The 22,783-nt window shown below is 60.3% G+C and carries 20 protein-coding genes and 1 pseudogene; 11 read left to right on the top strand and 10 right to left on the bottom strand.

Translation table 11 applies throughout. From position 1 onward, the window contains the following. Positions 1–236 (bottom strand): hypothetical protein (locus tag C9413_RS32660; protein WP_210263434.1); only part of this gene is annotated, 236 nt, incomplete at its 3' end. A gap of 36 nt (positions 237–272) precedes the next feature. Here C9413_RS32660 and C9413_RS07710 point away from each other — a divergent pair. The 5 genes from C9413_RS07710 (at position 273) to C9413_RS07690 (ending at position 5,622) form a co-directional block, all read left to right on the top strand. After that, a complete protein-coding gene (locus C9413_RS07710) occupies positions 273–1,532 on the top strand; it encodes an ABC transporter substrate-binding protein (protein WP_039845397.1) in 1,260 nt (419 codons plus the stop codon). A gap of 213 nt (positions 1,533–1,745) precedes the next feature. Next, positions 1,746–2,693 carry a sugar ABC transporter permease gene (locus C9413_RS07705; RefSeq protein WP_039845396.1) on the top strand — a complete coding sequence of 316 codons (948 nt, stop codon included), beginning with the start codon at positions 1,746–1,748 and terminating at the stop codon, positions 2,691–2,693. A 12-nt stretch (positions 2,694–2,705) separates the two neighbouring features. Beyond that, the gene (locus C9413_RS07700; RefSeq protein ID WP_039845395.1) at positions 2,706–3,548 is read left to right on the top strand and encodes a carbohydrate ABC transporter permease; all 843 of its coding nucleotides are present in this window, start codon (positions 2,706–2,708) and stop codon (positions 3,546–3,548) included. Continuing rightward, a complete protein-coding gene (locus C9413_RS07695) occupies positions 3,545–4,609 on the top strand; it encodes a Gfo/Idh/MocA family oxidoreductase (protein ID WP_039845394.1) in 1,065 nt (354 codons plus the stop codon). Before C9413_RS07700 ends, C9413_RS07695 begins: the two co-directional genes overlap by 4 nt. A gap of 11 nt (positions 4,610–4,620) precedes the next feature. Next, positions 4,621–5,622: an ABC transporter ATP-binding protein gene (locus C9413_RS07690; protein WP_039845393.1), complete on the top strand. Its 1,002-nt coding sequence runs from the start codon at positions 4,621–4,623 to the stop codon at positions 5,620–5,622. A 56-nt stretch (positions 5,623–5,678) separates the two neighbouring features. On the opposite strand, the gene C9413_RS07685 is transcribed toward C9413_RS07690, so the two are convergent. From C9413_RS07685 to C9413_RS07650, 8 genes and pseudogenes are all read right to left on the bottom strand, one after another. Next, positions 5,679–5,984 carry an NIPSNAP family protein gene (locus tag C9413_RS07685; protein ID WP_039845392.1) on the bottom strand — a complete coding sequence of 102 codons (306 nt, stop codon included), beginning with the start codon at positions 5,982–5,984 and terminating at the stop codon, positions 5,679–5,681. A 58-nt stretch (positions 5,985–6,042) separates the two neighbouring features. Next, positions 6,043–7,386: an MFS transporter gene (locus tag C9413_RS07680; RefSeq protein ID WP_170250329.1), complete on the bottom strand. Its 1,344-nt coding sequence runs from the start codon at positions 7,384–7,386 to the stop codon at positions 6,043–6,045. 157 nt (positions 7,387–7,543) lie between these two features. After that, a pseudogene (locus tag C9413_RS07675) lies at positions 7,544–8,944 on the bottom strand (M20 family metallopeptidase). 78 nt (positions 8,945–9,022) lie between these two features. Beyond that, positions 9,023–10,084 (bottom strand): ABC transporter ATP-binding protein, encoded by a 1,062-nt coding sequence (locus C9413_RS07670; protein WP_170250328.1) that lies wholly within the window; start codon positions 10,082–10,084, stop codon positions 9,023–9,025. Between the two features lie 6 nt (positions 10,085–10,090). Next, entirely contained in the window at positions 10,091–10,876 is a 786-nt protein-coding gene (locus C9413_RS07665; protein ID WP_039845389.1) for an ABC transporter permease, read from the bottom strand. Further along, positions 10,873–11,766: an ABC transporter permease subunit gene (locus tag C9413_RS07660; RefSeq protein ID WP_039845388.1), complete on the bottom strand. Its 894-nt coding sequence runs from the start codon at positions 11,764–11,766 to the stop codon at positions 10,873–10,875. Before C9413_RS07660 ends, C9413_RS07665 begins: the two co-directional genes overlap by 4 nt. A gap of 75 nt (positions 11,767–11,841) precedes the next feature. After that, positions 11,842–12,945 carry an ABC transporter substrate-binding protein gene (locus C9413_RS07655; protein WP_039845387.1) on the bottom strand — a complete coding sequence of 368 codons (1,104 nt, stop codon included), beginning with the start codon at positions 12,943–12,945 and terminating at the stop codon, positions 11,842–11,844. A gap of 190 nt (positions 12,946–13,135) precedes the next feature. After that, on the bottom strand, positions 13,136–14,008 hold the full coding sequence (locus tag C9413_RS07650; RefSeq protein WP_039845386.1) for a MurR/RpiR family transcriptional regulator: 873 nt from the start codon (positions 14,006–14,008) through the stop codon (positions 13,136–13,138). Positions 14,009–14,188: 180 nt separating this feature from the next. On the opposite strand from C9413_RS07650, the gene C9413_RS07645 reads away from it, so the two are divergent. The 6 genes from C9413_RS07645 (at position 14,189) to C9413_RS07620 (ending at position 21,822) form a co-directional block, all read left to right on the top strand. Then, entirely contained in the window at positions 14,189–14,956 is a 768-nt protein-coding gene (locus C9413_RS07645; RefSeq protein WP_039846837.1) for an N-formylglutamate amidohydrolase, read from the top strand. Positions 14,957–15,079: 123 nt separating this feature from the next. Beyond that, on the top strand, positions 15,080–16,627 hold the full coding sequence (locus C9413_RS07640; RefSeq protein ID WP_039846836.1) for an amino acid permease: 1,548 nt from the start codon (positions 15,080–15,082) through the stop codon (positions 16,625–16,627). A gap of 146 nt (positions 16,628–16,773) precedes the next feature. Continuing rightward, a complete protein-coding gene (locus C9413_RS07635) occupies positions 16,774–18,144 on the top strand; it encodes a glutamine synthetase family protein (RefSeq protein ID WP_039846835.1) in 1,371 nt (456 codons plus the stop codon). 197 nt (positions 18,145–18,341) lie between these two features. Then, positions 18,342–19,727 (top strand): aldehyde dehydrogenase family protein, encoded by a 1,386-nt coding sequence (locus C9413_RS07630; RefSeq protein WP_039845385.1) that lies wholly within the window; start codon positions 18,342–18,344, stop codon positions 19,725–19,727. After that, the gene (locus C9413_RS07625; protein ID WP_039845384.1) at positions 19,724–20,878 is read left to right on the top strand and encodes an iron-containing alcohol dehydrogenase; all 1,155 of its coding nucleotides are present in this window, start codon (positions 19,724–19,726) and stop codon (positions 20,876–20,878) included. Before C9413_RS07630 ends, C9413_RS07625 begins: the two co-directional genes overlap by 4 nt. A gap of 230 nt (positions 20,879–21,108) precedes the next feature. Beyond that, positions 21,109–21,822 (top strand): ParA family protein, encoded by a 714-nt coding sequence (locus tag C9413_RS07620; protein WP_039845383.1) that lies wholly within the window; start codon positions 21,109–21,111, stop codon positions 21,820–21,822. A gap of 220 nt (positions 21,823–22,042) precedes the next feature. Here the strand turns inward: C9413_RS07620 and C9413_RS07615 are convergent. Further along, on the bottom strand, positions 22,043–22,783 hold a 741-nt coding region (locus C9413_RS07615), incomplete at its 5' end, for a L,D-transpeptidase (RefSeq protein WP_170250327.1).

The following is a 22,783-nucleotide window of genomic DNA, read 5'->3' as shown; positions in this document are numbered from 1 at the left end:
CTGAAGGTCGCGTTACGAGTGCCGCTTCTGGTCAACCGCCATGGATGCCGACCGCCTGCAGCTTTTTCCTTAGGAGAATATCGCGCCCGGTTCAGCGTATCGGGAGGGCGCATACGGGCCGGGGCCTCTTCGCCTTCAGCGTCCGTCGAGCTTTCGGGGCCGGCAATTGTTGGCGGCCCCTCCAAGGGGCGTTGGGTGTAATCCTCAGGCACGCCAACTGCTTGTTTCAGAACCAAGATAGCGTCTTGCGGCGCTTAAAACAGGAGAGGGAAATGAAAAACACTGCTCTGAAAAGCCTGCTGCTTGCCTCCAGTCTGCTCACGTCTGCCGGCTTTGCCTACGGTGCAGATGTCACGCTGACGATCGAAAGCTGGCGCAACGACGACCTGCAGATCTGGCAGGAAAAGATCATCCCGGCCTTCGAAGCCAAGAACCCGGGCATCAAGCTCGTATTCTCGCCGACCGCGCCGACGGAATACAACGCCTCGCTGAACGCCAAGCTCGACGCCGGCTCCGCAGGCGACATCATCACCTGCCGGCCGTTCGACGCCTCGCTCGAACTTTTTAACAAGAAGCAGCTTGCAGACCTAACAAGCCTGCCGGGCATGGAAAACTTCACGCCGGTTGCGAAGGCTGCCTGGTCGACCGACGACGGCAAGTCGACCTTCTGCGTTCCGATGGCGTCGGTCATTCACGGCTTCATCTACAACAAGGATGCATTCGACAAGCTCGGCATCGCCGTTCCGAAGACGCAGGACGAGTTCTACGCAGCTCTCGAAAAGATCAAGGCGGACGGCACTTACATTCCCATGGCGATGGGCACGAAGGACCTTTGGGAAGCCGCAACCATGGGCTACCAGAACATCGGCCCGAACTATTGGAAGGGCGAAGAGGGCCGCATGGCCCTGATCGAAGGCAAGAAGAAGCTGACGGATGCCGAATGGGTCGAGCCCTACAAGGAACTCGCCAAGTGGAAGCCCTATCTCGGCGACGGCTTCGAAGCGCAGACCTATTCCGACAGCCAGAACCTCTTCACGCTCGGCCGTGCGGCGATCTACCCGGCTGGCTCGTGGGAAATTTCGCTGTTCAATAGCCAGGCGCAGTTCAAGATGGGCGCATTCCCGCCGCCGGTTCCGAAGGCTGGCGACACAGGCTACATCTCTGACCATCCGGACATCGGTGTCGGCCTGAATGCGAAGAGTGCACATGCCGAGGAAGCCAAGAAATTCCTGAGCTGGGTCGCTTCCTCCGAATTCGCAGACATCTACGCGAACTCGCTGCCGGGCTTCTTCAGCCTGAACTCAAACCCGGTGAAGATGAGTGATCCGCTGGCTCAGGAATTCGTTTCCTGGCGCGGCCCGTACAAGTCGACCGTCCGCTCGACCTATCAAATCCTGTCGCGCGGCACGCCGAACCTGGAAAACGAAACCTGGGTCGAATCGGCCAACGTCATCAATGGCACCGATACGCCGGAAGTGGCTGCTGAAAAGCTTCAGAAGGGTCTCGACGGCTGGTACAAGCCGGCCAAGTAAGCGGAAGCGAGGGCATCTTCCCCTCATCCGGCCTGCCGGCCACCTTCTCCCCGCTGGCGGGGAGAAGGAGACTCGCGGCGACCTCTCGCGCCAGCGCAGCTTATGCGTAGGGCACGTTCTCTCCCCTGCAGGGGGAGAGAGTTAGGGTGAGGGGCAGCCTATTTTCACCTGTGCTGCGCCGTCGGCTCAGCCAATAACAATAGGCACAAAGCCATGAGCCAAGCTGAAAACGCTGTCGACGTGGTTCCGCTCAAGCGCCCGGTGCGCTGGCATATCGGCGTCTTTCTTCTCCCGGCGATCGTCGTCTACTCGGCGATCATGATCCTGCCGTTGATCGAAACGCTCCGGCTTTCGTTCTACAATGTGGTTGACGGCGTGCCCGCCTTCGTTGGCCTTGCGAACTACAAGGTGCTGTTCGGCGATCCGCGCTGGGCGCATGATTTCTGGAATGCGCTCGTCAACAACCTGATCTTTTTCGCCATTCATATGTGCGTGCAGAACCCGATCGGCGTTGCACTTGCAGCGCTTCTGTCCACGCCGCGGCTGCGTTTCGTCGCCTTCTACCGCACGGCGATGTTCCTGCCGACGCTGCTTTCCTTCGTGATCGTCGGCTTCATCTGGAAGCTGATCCTCTCGCCGATCTGGGGCGTTGCACCCTGGCTGATGAGCCTTGTTGGCATGAAATCCTTCTTCGCGCCCTGGCTCGGCCAGTCCGGCCCGGCGCTGGTCGCCGTCTCGCTGATTTCCAACTGGCAATATATCGGCATCCCGATGATGCTGATATACGCGGCGCTGCTCAGCATTCCCGAAGAGGTGATCGAGGCGGCGGAATGCGACGGCATCACCGGCTGGGCACAGTTCTGGAAGATCAAGCTGCCGCTCATCCTGCCGGCGATCGGCATCATCTCGATCCTGACCTTCGTCGGCAATTTCAACGCCTTCGACTTGATCTACACGGTGCAGGGCGCGCTTGCCGGCCCGAATATGTCGACCGACATTCTGGGAACATTGCTTTATCGCACCTTCTTCGGCTTCCAGCTGCAGCTCGGCGACCGCTCCATGGGAGCGACGATCGCGACGACGATGTTCCTAATCATTCTCGCTGGCGTCTCTTTCTATCTTTTTGCCATCCAGCGGCGCATGCGCCGGTACCAGTTCTGAGGAGCGTGGTCCATGTCCAATAGAGCACGCACATCGCCGATCCGCACCGGGCTCGTTCACCTGGCTTTGATCGGTTACACGCTCGTCGCCGTCTTTCCGGTGTTTCTCACGATCATCAACTCGTTCAAGGACCGCAACGCGATCTTCCGTTCGCCGCTGCAGGTTCCGACGCCCTCGACCTTCAGCCTGGTCGGCTATCAGACGGTGCTGGGGCAGGGCGACTTCGCGACTTATTTCCAGAATAGCTTCATCGTGACGGTCGTCTCGATCTTCTTTGTGCTGCTGTTCGGCGCGATGGCGGCGTTCGCGCTTTCCGAATACCGCTTCCGCGGCAACACGCTGGTGGGCCTCTACATGGCGATCGGCATCATGATCCCGATCCGTCTTGGCACGGTCGCGATCCTGCAAGGCATGGTGGCGGCAGGTCTCGTCAATACATTGACGGCGCTCATCCTCGTCTATACGGCGCAGGGCATTCCGCTTGCAATCTTCATCCTGTCGGAATTCATGCGCACGGTCTCCGATGACCTGAAGAATGCCGGCCGCATTGACGGGCTTTCCGAATACGCAATCTTCTTCCGGCTGGTGCTGCCGCTCGTGCGCCCGGCGATGGCGACGGTTGCGGTCTTTACGATGATCCCGATCTGGAACGATCTCTGGTTCCCGCTGATCCTGGCGCCGGCCGAATCCACCAAGACCGTAACGCTCGGCTCGCAAATATTCATCGGACAATTCGTCACCAACTGGAACGCGGTCCTGGCTGCGCTGTCGCTGGCGATCCTGCCGATCCTCGTGCTCTACGTCATCTTCTCGCGGCAGCTGATCCGCGGCATCACCTCCGGAGCAGTGAAATGACCGTTTTGCAGAAGCCGGTCCGTGTTCTCGTCGCGGGGCTCGGCAATATGGGCCGCAGCCATGCGCTCGCCTATCACAACAATCCGGGCTTCGAGATCGTTGGTCTCGTCAACCGCTCGAAGCCGGAGCTTGCGCCGGAGCTGCAGGGCTACGGGATCTATCCGGACTTCAAGACGGCACTTGCCGAATTAAAGCCGGATCTCTGCGCCATCTGCACCTATTCCGACAGCCATGCCGATTACGCGGTCGCCGCGTTCGAGGCCGGTTGCGATGTCTTCGTGGAAAAGCCGCTTGCAACAACCGTCGGCGACGCCGAGCGCGTCGTGGCGGCTGGGAAGAAGGCCGGGCGGAAGCTGGTGATCGGCTACATCCTTCGCCATCATCCATCCTGGATAAAGCTGATCGAGGAAGCTCGAAAACTTGGGCCGCCCTATGTGTTCCGCATGAACCTCAATCAGCAATCCAGCGGTCCGACCTGGGAGACGCACAAATCGCTGATGCAGACGACATCGCCGATCGTGGATTGCGGCGTGCATTATGTCGACGTCATGTGCCAGATCACCGATGCCAAGCCCGTCGAGGTGCGCGGCATGGGGCTGCGGCTTTCCGGCGAGGTCGCGCCGGACATGTACAATTACGGCCACCTGCAGGTGATCTTCGAGGATGGTTCCGTCGGCTGGTACGAGGCCGGCTGGGGCCCGATGATCTCGGAGACGGCCTTCTTCGTGAAAGATGTCATGTCGCCGAAGGGGGCGGTCTCGATCGTCATGGACCCCAACGCGAAATCGGACGACATCGACACGCACACCAAGACCTCCGTCATCCGGCTGCATAATGCCGATACCGGGCCGGACGGCAGGTTCATCAATCCGGATCAGGACATGACGATGGCGGGCGAACCCGGCCATCAGGAGCTCTGCGACCTGGAGCAGTCCTTCATGCTCAAGGCCATTCGCGAGGACCTCGACCTCAACCGCCACATGGCAGATGCCGTCGCGTCGCTGCGTATATGCCTCGCCGCCGACGAGAGCGTGCGCACCGGCAAACCGGTCAAACTGTAAGGGAACGACTAGTGGGATCGCTTCAACTCAAATCCATACGCAAGACCTATGGCACGCATGAGGTGCTGAAGGGCATCGACCTTGAGGTCAGGGACGGCGAATTCGTCATCTTCGTCGGACCGTCCGGCTGCGGAAAATCGACCCTGCTGCGCAGCATCGCCGGCCTCGAAGACGTGACGTCCGGAACCGTCCTCATCAACGGCAAGGACGAGACGCTGACGCCGCCCGCCAAGCGTGGCATCGCCATGGTCTTCCAATCCTACGCGCTCTATCCCCACCTGACCGTGAAGGACAACATGGGGCTTGGCCTGAAGCAGGCCGGAACGCCGAGGGACGAGATCGAGACGCGCGTTAGCAAGGCCTCGTCGATGCTGTCGCTGGGGCCCTATCTCGCGCGCCGGCCGGCCGAGCTCTCCGGCGGCCAGCGCCAGCGTGTCGCGATCGGCCGCGCCATCGTGCGCGAACCCGAACTTTTCCTCTTCGACGAGCCGCTTTCCAATCTCGATGCGGCGCTGCGCGTCCAGACGCGCCTGGAGATCGCCCGCCTGCACCGCAGCCTGAAGGCGACGATGATCTACGTGACCCACGACCAGGTCGAAGCCATGACGCTGGCCGACAAGATCGTCGTGCTGAACGCTGGCGCGATCGAGCAGGTCGGCTCGCCGATGGAACTCTACAATCGTCCGGCCAACGTCTTCGTCGCTGGCTTCATCGGCTCGCCGATGATGAACTTGATCCCGGCAGAAAAGCTCAGCGACAAGCAGGCGAGGACGATCGGGGTTCGTCCCGAGCATCTGACGCTTTCACGCGAGCAGGGGACCTGGAAAGCGAAAATCGTGCATGTCGAGCATCTCGGTGCCGACACGATCGTCTATCTTGAGTCCGACCAGTGCGGCCTGCTGACGGCGCGTCTCTTTGGCGAACACAAATACGAGCCGGACGAGATCGTCTATGCGACGCCGGACAAGGCGCACATGCATCGCTTCGATGCCAAGGACCAAGCGATTCGTTAGCCGCAGAATAAAAGCAACGGTTTTCGATCGGGCTTTTTCCTACCGCTATCTTCAGCTTATCCGAGTAAGGGCCGCATGAAGCTTCGTTCGTAGCTGATGATACTGCGGTTGCGGCGGTCGAGCTCGAAGGCTGCCTGGCATTCGGGGTCCGTCGCCATGCGCGTGCGATAATCCTCGTATGCGCCAAGGCTCGGGAACGAAAAGAGGGCAACGGCAATGTTGTTGGCGCCTTCCGACGGCAGGAAGTAGCCGTGATGGGTGCCGCCCATCCGATTGACGATCGGAATCCAGAGCCGAGCATATTCCTCGAATTCCGCGATCTTGTAAGGGTCGAGGACGTAGCGCAAATGGCAGGTAATCATTGAAATACTCTCGAATGATGATTGCCGGGCAAACTGCCGCGGCCGCTGGGGATGTCGCTTACGAGCTTGTCGCAAGCCGCTCGGTGAATTCCTCGATGCCGACTTCGGATTCGACGCTGTCGCCCTTGGCCATCAGGTAAAGTCCGAGGATAAAGGCGAGCGCGGCGATCAAAAGCAGGTAATAGGCATGCGCCATCGGGTTGATCGGCAGCAGTGATGCGACGGCGAGCGGCGTGAGGCCGCCGAAAATCGCGTAGGAGACGTTGTACGAGAAGGAGAGGCCCGTAAAGCGCACACGTGCCGGAAAGGCCCGAACCATCACGTAAGGCACGGCGCCGACCATGCCGACGGCCAAGCCCATGACGGCATAAAGCACGAATAGCATGGTCAGCGAGACGGCGGCATAGGTGTAGAACGCGAAGGTCGCCGCGCCGAAGAATATGCTGGCGGCGGTGAAGAACCTGCCCGAGCCGATACGGTCGATGATCGCGCCAGCGGCTGCCGTACCGAAGATCAAAAACAGCGTGCCGAAGCTTGTCGCGGCAAGCGATTGCTGGGCGGTATAGCCGTAAAGCTTCTGCAGGAAGGGAGCGGTCATCAGGGTCGTGATGACGATGCCTGCCGACAGGATCCAGGTCAGCAGCATCGAGATGACCACGCCGCGCGGATGATCGCGGAGAACCGCCTTCAGCGGCAGTTCCGTCCCCAGCGAACGGCTCCGCTTCATTTCGGCGAAGATCGGCGTTTCCTGCAGCCAGCGGCGGAGATAGACGGCGACGAGACCGAAAATGCCGCCGATGAAGAAGGGGATGCGCCAGGCATAGGCAGCGACATCCTCCGGCGTGTAGATCGAGTTGATGATCGTCGCGATGAAGGAACCGAGCAGGATGCCGAGCGTCAGGCCCGAGCAGAGGAAGCCGCAGGCAAAACCGACACGGCGGAATGGGACGTGTTCTGCAACGAAGGTCCAGGCGCCCGGCACTTCACCGCCGATCGCCGCACCCTGCAGCATGCGCATCAGGATCAGCAAGATGGGAGCGCCGACCCCAATGGAAGCATAGGTCGGCATGGCCGCCATGCCGAGGGTCGAAAGCGCCATCAGCAGGATCGAAAAGGCGAAGACGCGCTTGCGGCCGAAGCGGTCGCCGAAATGGGCGAGGATAATGCCGCCAAGCGGGCGGACGAGATAGCCGGCGGCAAAGATGCCGAAGGTCTGGATCGTCACCAGCCAGTCGGGCATATCCGGCGGGAAGAACAGATGGCCGATGACAGTCGCGAAGAACACGAAGATGATGAAGTCGTAAAATTCCAGCGCGCCGCCGAGAGCCGAAAGGCCGAGCGTGCGGAAATCCTGGGAGGTGAGACGGCGAGGGGCCGCGGCGGGCGGCGTGGTGGGAGACATGAGGCTGCGCTTCTTTATAAACCGGGATATCCGGTGCATGCGTCATGGCGCCCGTCAGTTCAAGCGCTTTTTCTTGATGGCGGCATCACGATAGTTGAACGCGTTTGGACATGAAGGAGGCGCAACGCAGGAGAAGCGAACATCGGTTAGCGCTCAATCAGTGGTCTAAGCCATCTCTAATCTCCCCGAAGACGCCGGGCTCGCCCAAGTCCCAGTAAAGCCCCGCCATCAGCGCAAGACCTTCGCGGACGATGGCAAAGGGAAGATGTTCGTTCGGCGCATGCTGAGAGCAGGCCGGATAGGAGTGCGGCACCCATACCGTCGGAAGTTCCAGAATATCGGAGAAGACGTCGTTTGGCAGTGATCCACCAAGGTTTGGCAGGACGGCCGGCTTCTTCCCGGTCGTGCGAACAATCGAGTCCACCGCCCAACGAACCCAAGGATGCTCGGGATCTAGGCGTGTCGCATGAAAGACCTCGTCGCTCGACTGAGCGATCTGCACGTAGGAAAAGGCGTGCCGATCGAGGTGCCGCAGGGCGGGAAGGACATCCTGTATGTCAACACCGACGACGAACCGCAGCTGACAGCGCGCCTAGGCGCGTGGCGGAATAGCGCTAACGGGTGTCTTCGGGTTTCCTGCCTCGAAGGCCAAGACCGCGAAAGAGCACCACCCGAATACCTTTTCTGCAGGCGTTAAGCCGGGCACGCCCCAGTCCGGATCAATCTTCGGGCCTTCCGCATTATTCTCGATCTCGCAATCTGAAAGAACGCGCCGCACGTTGTCGGGAACCCCCTGTGGAAGCCATTCCGGAATGCGAATTTGCCCCATTGGTCCGGATATACTTGCAAGCGCATGGGCGAGTTGGATTGCCGGGTCGGAAAGAAGGCCTCCCCAATTCCCCGAATGATGGCCGCCCTTGCGCGCGTCGATCCAGACGTCAAAGCTGATAGCCCCCCGAGACCCGAGGAAAACCGTCGGCCTTCCAGCCGACAGCCGAGGCCCATCCGAGGCAAGCAAAACGTCGGAACGAAACAAATCCTTGTGGATGGAGGCGAGTTCGCGCAGGCCAGGCGATATTCTCTCCTCGCCCATCTCAATCAGATACTTGGCATTGAAGCCGAGCTTGCCACGCGTCTCCAACACGGCCCGGAGAGCACCGATGTTGATCGAATGCTGCCCCTTGTTATCAGCGACGCCGCGTCCGTACCACCTGCCGACGCGTTCGGTCATCTTCCAAGGCGAGAGGCCATCGTCCCACGCATCATCAAGCCCGCGTATCACGTCACCGTGGCCGTAGCCAAGCACCGTCGGTCGCGTTGGATCTTCGATGCGCTCTGCAAAAAGAAATGGCCAGTTGCGCGCGGATAGTGTGTGGCAGACAAAACCAAGGGCCTCAAAAGACGGCTTTATCTCCGCCTCTAGATATTCTCTGAGCACCGGCGCACGGTCGGGATTCTGACTCTCGGTCGGCATCCCCACTCGACGTGCCAAATCCTCCCGAAAGGCGCCGGAATCGACGTAAGCCTCTGCTTTGGCTATGGCAGCGTCGCGGGTCATGTCGCCAACATAGCATCACGCGGAATACACCGAAACAGCCAGTCGAGCCTTCGCCGAGCGACCTTCGGCCCGCGCAAATCAATCGCGGACGACGAGCAGGTCGGCGGCCATGAAGCGGAGCGTGACGGTTTCGCCTGCCTGCGGCGGGGTGACGCCCGGGCTGTTGAACATGTCGAAGGAAATGACGTTGCCGCCGACATTCATGCGGGTGCGGATGACGGAGCCAAGGAAGTGGGCGGAGGTGACCTGACCGGTCAGCGCCGTATCGCTCTTGACGCTGTCGGAAAGCGAGCCCTCTTCCGGACGGAGCGCCAGCGAGACGGTATCGCCCGCCTTGTAGGCTGCGAGCGACTGCTTGAGCGTCACGCCCTGGTCCCCGATCTGGATGCGGTTTGCCGCCGGATCGACGACCTTTGCCTCGATCATGTTCAGCGTGCCGACGAAAGAAGCGACGAAACGGGTTGCGGGCGTGTTGTAGACCTCGAAGGGCGTGCCGATCTGATCCGCCTTGCCGCCGTTCATGACGACGATGCGGTCGGAGATCGAGAGCGCCTCTTCCTGGTCGTGCGTCACAAAGATGGTGGTGATGCCGAGCTTCTGCTGGATGAGGCGGATCTCTTCGCGCAGCGACACGCGGATCTTCGCATCGAGCGCGGAGAGCGGTTCGTCGAGCAGCAGAACCTGCGGCTTGACGGCAAGCGCGCGGGCAAGCGCCACGCGCTGCTGCTGGCCGCCGGACATCTGGTAGGGGAAGCGATCAGCGAGATGGTCGAGGCGGATGAGGCCCAACATTTCCTTCACGCGCGCATCGATGTCGGCCTTCGGCATGCCTGCAACCTTGAGACCGAAGGCGACGTTGTCGTGCACGTTCATGTTCGGGAACAGCGCGTAAGCCTGGAAAACCATGCCGATGTTGCGCTGGTTCGGCTTCAGCGGGCGCTGATCCTTGCCGTTGATGAAGAGGCTGCCGCCGGTCGGCGTTTCGAAGCCGGCGATCATGCGCAGCACCGTAGTCTTGCCGCAGCCAGACGGCCCCAGGAAGGAGACGAATTCTCCCTTCTCGATGCTCATGTTGAAATTATGGACGACCTGAACCTGGCCGAAGGACTTCTGAAGATTGGTCAGCGTGAGGAATGACATGGCCAGTTACCTTGCGGGGGCGGATTTTTGAAAGCGGGAGATGAGATTGAGCAGACCCATGCAGAGCCATGTGATCGAGAAGGCAATGACGGCGAGCGCCGACGGCTCGTACGCCTTGTTGGCGCCGACGAGCTGCAGATAAGGCCCGAAGGCCGGCCGGTTGAGGAGGGCAGCCATCGTGAATTCGCCCATGACGATCGCCAGCGTGATGAAGGCGCCGGACAACACGCCGCTCATGACGTTCGGGAAGATGCAGCGGAACATGATGGTCGGCCAGCTGGCACCGAGGCTTTCGGCCGCCTCTGTCAGTGTGCGGACGTCGATGGCGCGCATGGCGGTATCGACCGCGCGATACATGTAGGGCAGCGACAGCGTGATGTAGGAGCAGACGAGCAGGATGTTCGTACCGGTCGTAGAACCCGTCAATGGCAGGACCGACGATGAATTGTACATGCGCAAATAGCCGAAGACGATGACGATCGCCGGGATAACGAGCGGGAGCAGCGTCACGAATTCCACGATCGGGCGCATCTGTGGCAGGCGCAGGCGAACCCAATAGGCCGTCGGCACGACGAGCAGCATGCCGAAGACGATTGTCAAAAGGGCCATCAGCATGGAATAGCCGAAGGTCTCGCGGAACTGGATGTCCGAAAAGACCGACTGATAGGCATCGAAGCTGTATACGCCGCGGCGCATGCGCAGCGAAAACTCGATGGTGCCGATCAGCGGAATGATGAAATAGGACGCACCCAGAAAGATGGCGATCCAGGCGCCAAGACGTTGAGCTTTCATTTCTGCCACCGTTCGGCGCGCATGCGCAGCATCAGGTAAAGGACGTTGGAGACGCCGGTAATGACGATCATGCCGAGCGCGATCGCGTAGCCGAGGTTCGGGTTGTGAAGAACATCGCCGCGGATCTGCGCGTAAAGCAGGATCGGAACGATGTTCAGGGAGCTTCCAGTCAGCGCATAGGCTGTGGCGATGGCGCCGAAGGCGTTTGCAAACAGCAGCAGCGTCGTGCCGAGCAGGCTCGGCCAGAGGATCGGCAGCGCGACCATCATCCAGTACTGGCGGTTCGTGGCGCCGAGGATTTCAGCGGCCTCGCGCCATTCCTTCTTCATGCCGTCGAGCGCCGGCGTCAGGATCAGCACCATCAGAGGGATCTGGAAGTACATGTAGGTGATGGTGAGGCCGAAGAAGGATAAAAGGTTGAATCCGGTGCCGTAGAGATTGAAGCCGAACCAGTCGCGCAGGAAGATGGTGACGAGGCCGGTGCGGCCGAGCGTTGCCAGGAACGAGAAGGCAAGCGGCACGCCGGCGAAGTTCGATGCGACGCCGGAGAAGGTCAAAAGCGTCGAGCGGACAGAGGAGGGCAGGCCGCCGAGGACGACTGCCCAGGCGAGAAAGAAGCCGATCAGCGCACCGCCGAGGGCGGAAGCCACCGATACGCGGATGCTGATCCAATAGGCGCTGATGATCGACGGCGTGAAGAGATCGCCGATGTTCTTGAACGTGAATTTGCCTTCCGGCGTGAGGAAGGCGCCGACGACGAGATAAAGCGTGGGGATGATCAGAAACAGCAAGGCGAAGATGACGAAGGGCGCGATACCCAGCCAGTCGATCACGCGATCCTTATTGATCAGGGGGGCAGTGCTCGCCATAGGCGTTGAAACGGTGCTCATGCGAAGCTCATCCGGGGGCGTCGGAGTGAAAGAAAATGCCTCCCCGCTAAGGGCGGGGAGGCCGGATGTCAGGGCTTACTGAACGTTGGCGCCGACAACGCTGTCCCACTTGGTGGTGATGGCGGTCTTGCCTGCGGCCTGCTCGTCGAGCGTCGGGAAGATAGCCTTGGCATAGCCTTCAGGCGGCGGCAGCTTGTCGAGCAGTTCCTTCGGAATCAGGCCCTTCTGGGCAAGGTCGTTGAAGCGGATCGGGTGGCAGTAGCCCTTCAGCCAGCCGAGCTGACCTTCGTCGGAATAGAGGTATTCCATCCAGAGCTTGGCAGCATTCGGGTGCGGAGCAAAGGCGGAGATCGCCTGAACGTAGACACCGGCAACGACGCCTGATGCCGGAACGACGACTTCAACCGGCGGGTTGCCGTTGAGGCTGTCGCGCCAGGAGAGGCCGTTATAGTCCCAGGCGACGACGATCGGGGTGGAACCCTGAGCAAGCGACGCGGACTTGCCGATGACCGGAACGAGGTTGCCGGCCTTGTTGAGCTCTGCGAAGTAAGCAAGACCTGCTTCGCCAGCCTTCGTGGCATCCTTTTCGCCCGCTGCAAGACCAGCGGCGTAGACGGCTTGAACAGCCTGGTTGGAAGCGCGCGGATCGCCAGCGAGCGAAACGGCGTTGGCATACTCGGACTTCTTCAGGTCGGCCCAATCCTTCGGGACGTTCTTGACGATGTCGGTGTTTACGACGAACGAAAGAACGCCGTAGTAATCGCCGTACCAGAAGCCGTCGGCGTCCTTGGCAGAGTCAGGAATGGAATCCCAGGTGGAGACCTTGTAGGGCTGGATGAGGCCTTCAGCCTTGGCCGAGGGGCCGAAGGAGAGACCGACGTCGATGACGTCCGGAGCCTGCGGACCGGTGTTGCCCTTGTTGGCCTTGATTGCTTCGATTTCGTCGCCCGAACCTGCGTCCGGGTTCAGTTCGTTGACTTCGATGCCATACTTGGCCTTGAAGCCGGCAATGACGTCGCCGTAGCCGCACCAGTTGTGCGGGAGAGCGATGGTCGTCAGCGTACCTTCCTTCTTGGCGGCAGCGATGAGTTCGGCGCTCGGTTCTGCTGCGGCAATCGCAGTCGAAGCTACGACGATCGCAGTAGAAAGCGAGAGCAGTCGAGAAATGTTAGAGATCACTGTTGTTCTCCTTCGGTTTTCAGTGGTCTGGCGATGCTGTTACTGGCGTTGCATGAATCTTGTATGACGGTCGCGTGACGTTCGTTTTTCTTATGATTTCCAGTATTTTTCGAACTCTGTTTCGTCTGCGACGGGCAGTTCTATTTCCTTCACGCAGCCTCATTGTTTTTGTTCGTTCCTGCCTCTCCTCCTAGCCGGGTTTTCGGAAGAGCTTGGTCTGTTCGAACAGGCCCTCCAGTGTTTTCATGCGCTCTTTCGTCTCGTCCCAGGTGGTATTCTGGACCGCTTCGATGAGCGCTTCGACGATAAAGAGCGTGACCACCGAAGAATCCCAAGCCGACGGTGCCTCGATCTGGACGCGGAAGGCGTGTCTCGCAAGCTTTGCCGCCGGCGATCCCCATTGGTCCGTGAAGACGATGATTTCGGCGCCGCGCATGCGGGCCGCCTGGGCAAGGCTTACCATCTCCTGCTCATAGCGGCGGATGTCGAAGATGATCAGCAGATCGCCGGCGTTCATGTTGAGAACATACTGCGGCCAGCTCGACGAGTTGGACGACAAGAGGGCAGTATTCGGCCGGATGACCTGCATGTGGGTGAAGAAGTATTCGGCAAGCGCGCCCGTGATGCGACCGCCGACGAAATAAAGGCCGCGCTTGCGATCCGAAAGCAGGGCAGCGGCGCTGTTGAAGGTCGCGGTGTCGAGATCGCTCAGCGTTTGGCGCAGATTGCCGATGATGGCATCGGCAAAACGATTGAGGATGTGGGTGCCCGGAGCATTGGAAGCCCACCGGTCATGCTTGGCGATCGGATTGGAGATCGTCGCTTCGACCTCCTGATGCAGATGCGCCTGGAAATCCGGGTAACCCTTGAAGCCGAGTTTCTGGACCATGCGGACGACGGTGGGCGTCGAGACACCGGCGTTTTCGGCAATCGTGGTGATGCTGCCCAGCCCTGAAACGGGATAGTTGTCCAGCAGACTCTCTGCCAATTGCTTCTCGGCGCGCGTCAGCGCTTCGAAATGCGAATGGATGACGTCCGAAACCGTCTTCGACGCAGCGCTCACGCGATCTTGCTCCCCGGGATTGGTCTTGTGCCACTTTCCCACTCAAAGTTAACAACGCTGTCACAATCCATGTCAACCACTGTCATGAAAAGAAATTTTCAGAGCGCGCTTGACACCGCCCGAAGACTGAAGAATTCTTTTCTTGTAAAGATTTTATTAAGGGAAGGGCAGCGCGGCCAGGTGCTCACTCAGCTCAAGATTCTCAGCGAAGCGGATGGGGACTGCGTCGGCATAGAGCGGCCGCACGGCAAGAGCGCGGTGCTCGTCATTTGCGAACACGCCTCGCGAGCGTTACCCGAGCAGTTCGGTAATCTCGGCCTTTCCGAGAAAGCGTTGAATAGCCACATCGCCTGGGATCCAGGCGCTTTGGCCGTTGCACGCGGCATCTCGACGACGCTTGACGCAACACTCGTCTTTCAGCGCTTCTCTCGCCTGATCTACGACTGCAACCGCCCGCCGCACTCGCCTGGCGCAATGCCCGAAAAGAGCGAAATCTATGCCATCCCCGGCAATCAGAATCTAAGCGCAAAGGAGCGGCAGGCCCGTACCGAAGCGCTGTATCTTCCTTTCCACGATGCAGTAAGCCGTCTCATCAAGAACCGTCAGGGGCAGGGGCAGGAGACGGTCATCGTCACTGTTCACAGTTTCACGCCGGTCTATAATGGCAAGGCGCGTGACGTCGAGCTCGGCATCCTGCACGATGCCGACAGCCGCCTGGCAGACAGCATGTTGGCAGGGGCGGCTGACGCGCCGCTCTACAAAACCGAACGCAACGAGCCCTATGGCCCTGAGGACGGCGTGACGCACACGCTGATCCTGCACGGGCTGTCGAACGGGCTCCGCAATGTAATGATCGAGATCCGCAACGACCTCATCAGCGACGATGCCGGCCAAGGGGTCATGGCCGACTATCTGACAGGGCTCCTCCAGCAAGGCCTGGAAGCCTGACCATAAAAGAAAAGACCCCAGGGAGCAGTCTAACTGCGATCTGTCCGTATGGCGAAAGCCGCGGGCAGCTTTGGCACTGGATCTGCGGCAATTCCGCTGCCGATCGTCAAACAGGGGGAAGTCATGTCGGACTATACCGAACTTGATAAGAAGCAGGATATGAGCATCCTGCATTCGATGGGCTATGCCCAGGAACTGGAAAGGCGGATGAGCTCGTTCTCGAACTTTGCCGTCTCCTTCTCGATCATCTGCATCCTTTCCGGCGGCATCAACTCGCTGGCGCAGGCGACTGCCGGCGCGGGTGGTGCTGCGATCGGCATCGGCTGGCCACTCGGCTGCTTCATTTCGCTCGTCTTCGCCGTTGCGATGGCGCAGATCAGCTCCGCCTATCCGACCGCGGGCGGCCTCTACCACTGGGGTTCCATCCTCGGCAACCGCTTCACCGGCTGGCTGACCGCATGGTTCAACCTGCTCGGCCTCGTGACGGTGCTCGGTGCCATCAACGTCGGTACCTACTACTTCTTCATGGGCTCCTTCGGCACGAGCTATCTCGGGCTGACGGACACGACATTCGTTCGCATCGTCTTCCTGATCATCATCACCGGTGCGCAGGCGCTCGTGAACCATATGGGCATCGGCCTGACCGCCAAGCTCACGGACTTCTCTGGCTACCTGATTTTCGCGACGGCGATCGCGCTTGCCGCGGTTTGCCTGATCGCTGCTCCGTCCTACGAGTTCGGCCGCCTCTTCACCTTCGCCAACTATTCGGGCGAAACTGGAGGCAATGTCTGGCCTGCCACGTCCGGTACCTGGGCGTTCCTGCTCGGCCTCCTGCTGCCGATCTACACGATCACCGGCTATGACGCGTCGGCGCATACGTCGGAAGAGACCGTAAAAGCGGCTAGCTCCGTGCCGCGCGGCATGATCTCCTCCGTGCTCTGGTCGGCGCTCTTCGGCTACATCATGCTTTGCGCATTCGTGCTGATGCTGCCCAGCATGGACGAAGCTGCCAAGCAGGGCTGGAACGTGTTCTTCTGGGCGATGGACAGCCAGGTGAACCTGATCGTCAAGGACATCCTGTATCTTGCCATTCTGGTCAGCCAATGGCTGTGCGGCCTCGCAACCGTCACCTCGGTTTCCCGCATGATCTTCGCCTTCTCGCGTGACGGCGGTCTGCCTGCATCCAAGGCACTGTCGAAGGTCAGCCCGAAGCACCGCACGCCGGTTGCCGCGATCTGGACGGGTTCTATCCTCGCCGTCCTCTTCGTGTGGGGTTCGTCGCTGGTTTCGATCGGCGAAACGCCGGTCTATACCATCGTCGTTTCGTGCACCGTCATCTTCCTCTTCTTCTCCTTCGCGATCCCGATCACGCTCGGCCTCTTGGCCTGGGGTACGTCGAAGTGGGACAAGATGGGGCCGTGGAACCTCGGCGAGGGGATGTTCAAGCTCTTTGCCGTGCTCTCGATCATTGCAATGGTGCTTATTTTCATTCTCGGCATCCAGCCGCCGAATGACTGGGCGCTCTACATCACCGTCGGCTTCCTTGTTGTGACTGGCGTCGTCTGGTACGGCTTCGAAAAGCGCCGCTTCAAGGGCCCGCCGATCGGCGAAGAAGTCGCCAAGCGCCAGGCTGAAATCGCGGCCGCCGAAAGGGCCGTTGGCGAAGCGTAAGAAAACCGAGCTTCCCTCAAATGGCGGGGCCGCCGTTCGCGCGGCCCCATCACCGGTTCAACGAAAAGGCATCTGGTCGGTCATGGCGGCCGCTGCATGCCGTTTCATTGCCCCGAGTTACAACCCAGATTTCAGGCGGATAAATGATGAGCAACAGCTATACTTTCGATGATCTCAAGAAGGACGTGGCCGAAGGGCGCATCGATACCGTTCTCGCATGCCAGGTGGACATGCAGGGTCGCTTGATGGGCAAGCGCTTCCAGGCGGAATATTTCCTCGAAAGCGCCTGGAAGGAAACGCATAGCTGCAACTATCTGGTCGCGACCGACATGGAGATGGAAACCGTCTCCGGCTACAAGGCGACGAGCTGGGAGAAGGGTTACGGGGACTACACGATGAAACCGGACCTTTCGACGCTGCGCCGCATTCCCTGGCTCGAAGGAACGGCACTGGTCCTTTGCGATCTGCTTGACCATCACACGCACGAAGAGGTGCCGCATTCGCCGCGCGCCATCCTGAAGAGGCAGGTCAAGCGTCTCGAAGACATGGGCATGAAGGCCTTCATGGCATCCGAGCTCGAATTCTTCCTCTTCGACCAGACCTATGAGGCTGCCCATGCCGCCGGCTACCGCAATCTCAAGCTCGCCAGCGCCTACAACGAGGACTACCACATCTTCCAGACGACCAAGGAAGAGGAGGTGATGCGGGCGATCCGTACCGGTTTGCAGGGTGCGGGCATTCCGGTCGAGAATTCCAAGGGTGAGGCTTCGGCGGGGCAGGAGGAAATCAATGTGCGCTACGCCGACGCGCTGACGATGGCTGACCGGCACGCCATCATCAAGAACGGCTGCAAGGAAATCGCCTGGTCGAAGGGCAAGGCGATCACCTTCCTCGCCAAATGGAACTACACCTCGGCCGGCAGCTCCTCTCATATCCATCAGTCGCTCTGGAGCGCCGACGGCAAGACGCCGCTGTTCTTCGATGAAAAGGGTACATACGGCATGTCGCCGTTGATGCGGAACTACGTGGCCGGCCTTCTCGCCCACGCCAGCGAGATCACCTATTTCCTGGCGCCCTATATCAATTCCTACAAGCGCTTCATGGCCGGCACCTTCGCGCCGACGAAGGCGATCTGGAGCAAGGACAACCGCACCGCCGGCTACCGCCTGTGCGGCGACGACACTAAGGCGATCCGGATCGAATGCCGCGTCGGCGGTTCGGACCTCAATCCCTATCTCGCCTTTGCAGCACTGCTGGCGGCTGGCATCGAGGGGATCGAGGACAGGCTCGAACTCGAATCGCCATTCGTCGGCGACGCCTATGGTGCGCGCGATATCCGCGAGATTCCGCACACGCTTCGCGCCGCGACGGTCGCAATGACGGAATCGAAAATGCTGCGGAAGGCTTTCGGCAACGACGTCATCGACCACTACACCCGCGCTGCCGAATGGGAGCAGGAGGAATACGACCGCCGCGTGACGGATTGGGAAGTGGCGAGAGGCTTTGAAAGGGCGTAAGGCATTTTGCGGCCGGTCGTTGCTTGCCCTCACCCTGACCCGCTTTGAGGGGCGAGGGGACTTGCCCTAAGGGGCGTTGCGATTGGCGAGACCGGTGCGGCATACTTCCTTCGCCCGCTTGCGGGGAGAGGTGTCGGCCGGCGGATGAGGGGCTGGTGCCCGAAGAGATTTGTGGAATAAAAAGGCAGGATTCGATCATGACTATGATCCAATGCATTTCGCCGGTCGACGGATCGGTTTACGCAGAGCGCTCAGCGCTCTCGCTAGAGGCGGCCAAGGACGTTGTCGCCCGTGCCCGCAAGGCGCAGACGGCCTGGGCGAAGCGGCCGCTGGAGGAGCGCGTGCAGCTTGTGCTCAAAGGCGTTACGCGGCTCAACGAGATGTCCGATCTCGTCGTGCCGGAGCTCGCCTGGCAGATGGGTCGGCCGGTCAAGTATGGCGGCGAATATCGGGGCTTCAACGAGCGTTCCAACTATGTCGCGTCGATCGCTGCCGACGCGCTGGCGCCCCTTGTTGTCGAAGAGAGCGACAAGTTCGAGCGCCGGATCGAGCGTGAAGCGCATGGCGTCGTGTTCGTGATCGCCCCGTGGAACTACCCTTATATGACGGCGATCAACACCATCGCTCCGGCGCTGATGGCAGGCAATACCGTTATCCTGAAACATGCGTCGCAGACGCTGCTGGTGGGCGAGCGGCTGGTTCAGGCTTTTGTCGAGGCAGGCGTTCCGGAGGATGTCTTCCAGAACGTGTTCCTCGATCACGAAACGACCTCGGCGCTGATTGCGGCAGGAAGCTTCAATTTCATCAACTTCACGGGTTCGGTCGAAGGCGGGCGTGTTATGGAGCGGGCTGCAGCCGGCACCTTTACGGGCCTCGGCCTCGAGCTCGGCGGCAAGGATCCGGGCTACGTCATGGAAGACGCCGATCTCGACGCGGCCGTCGATACGTTGATGGATGGCGCGACCTACAATTCCGGCCAATGCTGCTGCGGCATCGAGCGCATCTATGTGCACGAAACGCTCTATGACAGCTTCGTCGAGAAGTCGGTCGCCTGGGTTTCCAATTACAAACTCGGAAATCCGCTTGATCCGGAAACCTCGCTCGGTCCGATGGCCAACAAGCGTTTCGCCAAGGTCGTGCGCGAGCAGATCTCCGATGCCGTCTCGAAGGGTGCGAGGACGCTAATCGATCCGAAGCTCTTCCCGCAAGATGACGGCGGAGCCTATCTCGCGCCGCAGATTCTGGTCGATGTCGATCACTCGATGGCCTTCATGCGCGAAGAAACCTTCGGCCCGGCCGTCGGCATCATGAAGGTCAAGAACGATGCCGAAGCGATCGCGCTGATGAACGACAGCCAGTACGGGCTGACGGCTTCGCTCTGGACGAAGGACCCGGACAGGGCAGGACGGATCGGCCGCGAAATCGAAACCGGCACAGTCTTCATGAACCGTGCCGATTACCTCGATCCGGCGCTTTGCTGGACCGGCGTCAAGGAAACCGGCCGCGGCGGCTCGCTGTCGATCATCGGCTTCCACAATCTGACGCGCCCAAAATCTTATCACCTCAAGAAAGTCACAGCATGAGCAGCAGCAATATAACAGCCAACTGGAGCTATCCGACTGCCGTCAAGCTCGGCCGCGGCCGCATCAAGGAGCTGGCGGACGCCTGCAAGAGCCTTGGCATGAAGAAGCCGCTGCTGGTTACCGATCGCGGCCTGGCCTCTATGGCGATTACCAAGAATGCGCTCGACATCCTGGAAGATGCAGGCCTCGGCCGCGCGATCTTTGCAGACGTCGATCCGAATCCGAACGAGAAGAACCTCGATGCCGGCGTGAAGGCTTTCAAGGACGGCGGCCATGACGGCGTCGTCGCCTTCGGTGGCGGTTCGGGCCTCGATCTCGGCAAGTGCGTCGCCTTCATGGCCGGCCAGACGCGTCCGGTCTGGGATTTCGAGGATATTGGAGACTGGTGGACGCGTGCGAGCGTCGAGGGCATTGCGCCGATCGTTGCAGTGCCAACAACGGCCGGCACTGGCTCGGAAGTCGGCCGCGCCAGCGTCATCACCAATTCCACAACGCATGTGAAGAAGATCATCTTCCATCCAAAGTTCCTGCCGGGCGTCGTCATCGCCGATCCGGAGCTGACCGTCGGCATGCCGAAGATCATCACCGCCGGGACCGGCATGGATGCTTTTGCGCATTGCCTGGAAGCCTATTCCTCACCCTTCTATCATCCGATGTCTGCCGGTATCGCGCTGGAAGGCATGCGCCTCGTCAAGGAATTCCTGCCACGTGCCTACAAGGAAGGGACCGACCTCGAAGCCCGCGCCAACATGATGGCGGCTGCCGCCATGGGCGCTGTCGCCTTCCAGAAAGGCCTCGGCGCCATCCATGCGCTGTCGCATCCGATCGGCGCCGTCTACAACACGCATCACGGCATGACCAATGCCGTCGTGATGCCGGCGGTGCTGCGGTTCAACCGCGCAGCGATCGAAGAGAAGATCGCACGCGCTGCGGCCTATCTCGGCATCTCCGGCGGCTTCGACGGTTTCTATGATTACGTGCTGAAGCTTCGCTTTGAACTCGGGGTTCCGGAAAGCCTTTCGGCCATGGGAATCGCACCGGACCGGATCGACGCGCTCTCGGCGATGGCAATCGAAGACCCGAGCGCGGGCGGCAATCCCGTCCCGATGACGCTCGAAAATACCAAGACGCTTTTCAAAGACTGCTTCTGATCACATAAGGCGGACCGTCAAAACTTGCCCGGAAAGCCCAAGCTTTCCGGGCTTTTTCGTTTTCCGGCATCCCAACTTTTAGGGATGTGAAAAATGCGGGCTGCAATTTCGGCGCGTTTGTTTGGATTTTGTTAACCATCATCAGAAAGGATACGTTAACCGCACGATGAACCCGAAAGTGCGCTAGAGAGCGATATCCGGCTCGCGATATTTCCCTTCGAGGATCGAACATGCCAGTCATCACATTTGCAAACACCAAGGGCGGGGCAGGCAAGACCACGGCCGTCCTTCTGCTCGCGACGGAACTTGCCCGCAAAGGTTACCGCATCACCATTCTCGATGCCGACCCTCAGCACTGGATTTCCCGCTGGCACGAGATTTCCGGCCATGTGGCGAATATTCAGGTCATCGACTTCGTGACGTCCGCCTCGCTTCCGCAGCACATCAGCGAGAACAAGCATTCCACGGACTACTTTATCATCGATCTGCCGGGCGCCCGCAATCCGCTGCTGGCCACCGCAATCGGCCTCTCCGACCATGTGCTGATCCCGATCCAGGGCTGTGCCATGGATGCGCGCGGCGGGGCGCAGGTGCTGGAATTGCTGCAGTATCTGGATGAGAAGGCGGGCATCAACATTGGCCATTCGGTGGTGCTTACCCGTGTCAATTCAATGGTGACCACCCGTGCACTGCAACTCGTCAAGGCGCTGCTCAACGAGCGGAACGTTCCGGTCCTCGATACGGCGATCATCGAGCGTGCGGCATTCCGCGACATCTTCGATTGCGGCGGCACGCTGCACGATATGGACCCGATGCGGGTTTCCAATCTGGAGAAGGCCTGCGAGAATGCGCTCTGTTTTGCCGAGGAAATCATTCGCAAGGTGCCGGTCAAGCTTCCTGCTTGCGCCCGGGCAACCGGACCGCTGATCCGCTCGGCGGCTTGAATTTTTGGATCATTTGAACCAACCGCCGGAGCGATCCGGCGGTCTTTTTATTTTGGCTCGGCTCAAATTGTGTCCTGGCGGACGCGCTCACCCTATCTCCCCGGGTGAACGGGGCGAGGGACTGCTTGCGAAATGGCCAAGAGAAACGGAAAAGACGCGGCATCTGCCTTCTCCCCATCAAAATGGAAAAGGTGCCGGCAGGCCGATGAGGGCAGAGCGCTCAATCGACGAACTCGACCGTCACGCCAGGCTTCACCATCTTGGCGAGCTCCGTGGCATCCCAGTTCGTCAGACGGATGCATCCGTGGCTCTGGGTGCGGCCGATCTTGGATGGTTCCGGCGTGCCGTGAATGCCGTAGGTCGGCCTCGAAAGGGCGATCCAGACCGTGCCGACGGGACCGTTCGGGCCGGGCGGGATATTCAGGATGCGATCGTTTGCGCCCTGCTGGAAGTTGATCTTCGGGTTGTAGGTATAGCCGGGGTTCAGAGCGACGCGTTCCACGTTGACGAGGCCGGAGGGCGAAGGGGTATCGCTGGAGCCGATCGAGGCGGGATAGGCGGCGACGAGATTGCCAGCAGCGTCATAGGCGAAGACCTGCTTCTTGGCCTTGTCCGCGAGAATCTTCGCGACGGTGCCGGTCTTGGCTTGGCCGGCATTGACGACCTTGATGATCGTGCCGGGCACAGTGAAGTCCGCGCCCGGATTCATCTCCCTGAGGAAGGCTTCGTCCATGTGGAAGCGCTCTGCAAGCATTTCGGTCGTCGAGGTGTAGGCCATCGAAGGCAGAAGCGCCTTTTGCGAATAGTCTTCCGGAATCGCGGCCACATAAGGCCCGGCGGCATCTGCCGGCGTGATTGTGTAGCTGGTGACGGGTAAGCCGCCCGACAGGCGCAACTGCTCGAGGATCGCTTCGGTATTGTTGGGGTCGAGCTTTTCGCCGGTCATCTGCTCATAGGCATA

It is taken from the genome of Rhizobium sp. SEMIA 4085 (genome assembly GCF_013004495.1).
Taxonomy (GTDB): domain Bacteria; phylum Pseudomonadota; class Alphaproteobacteria; order Rhizobiales; family Rhizobiaceae; genus Rhizobium; species Rhizobium gallicum.
This window is presented reverse-complemented; position numbering and strand designations above follow the sequence as displayed.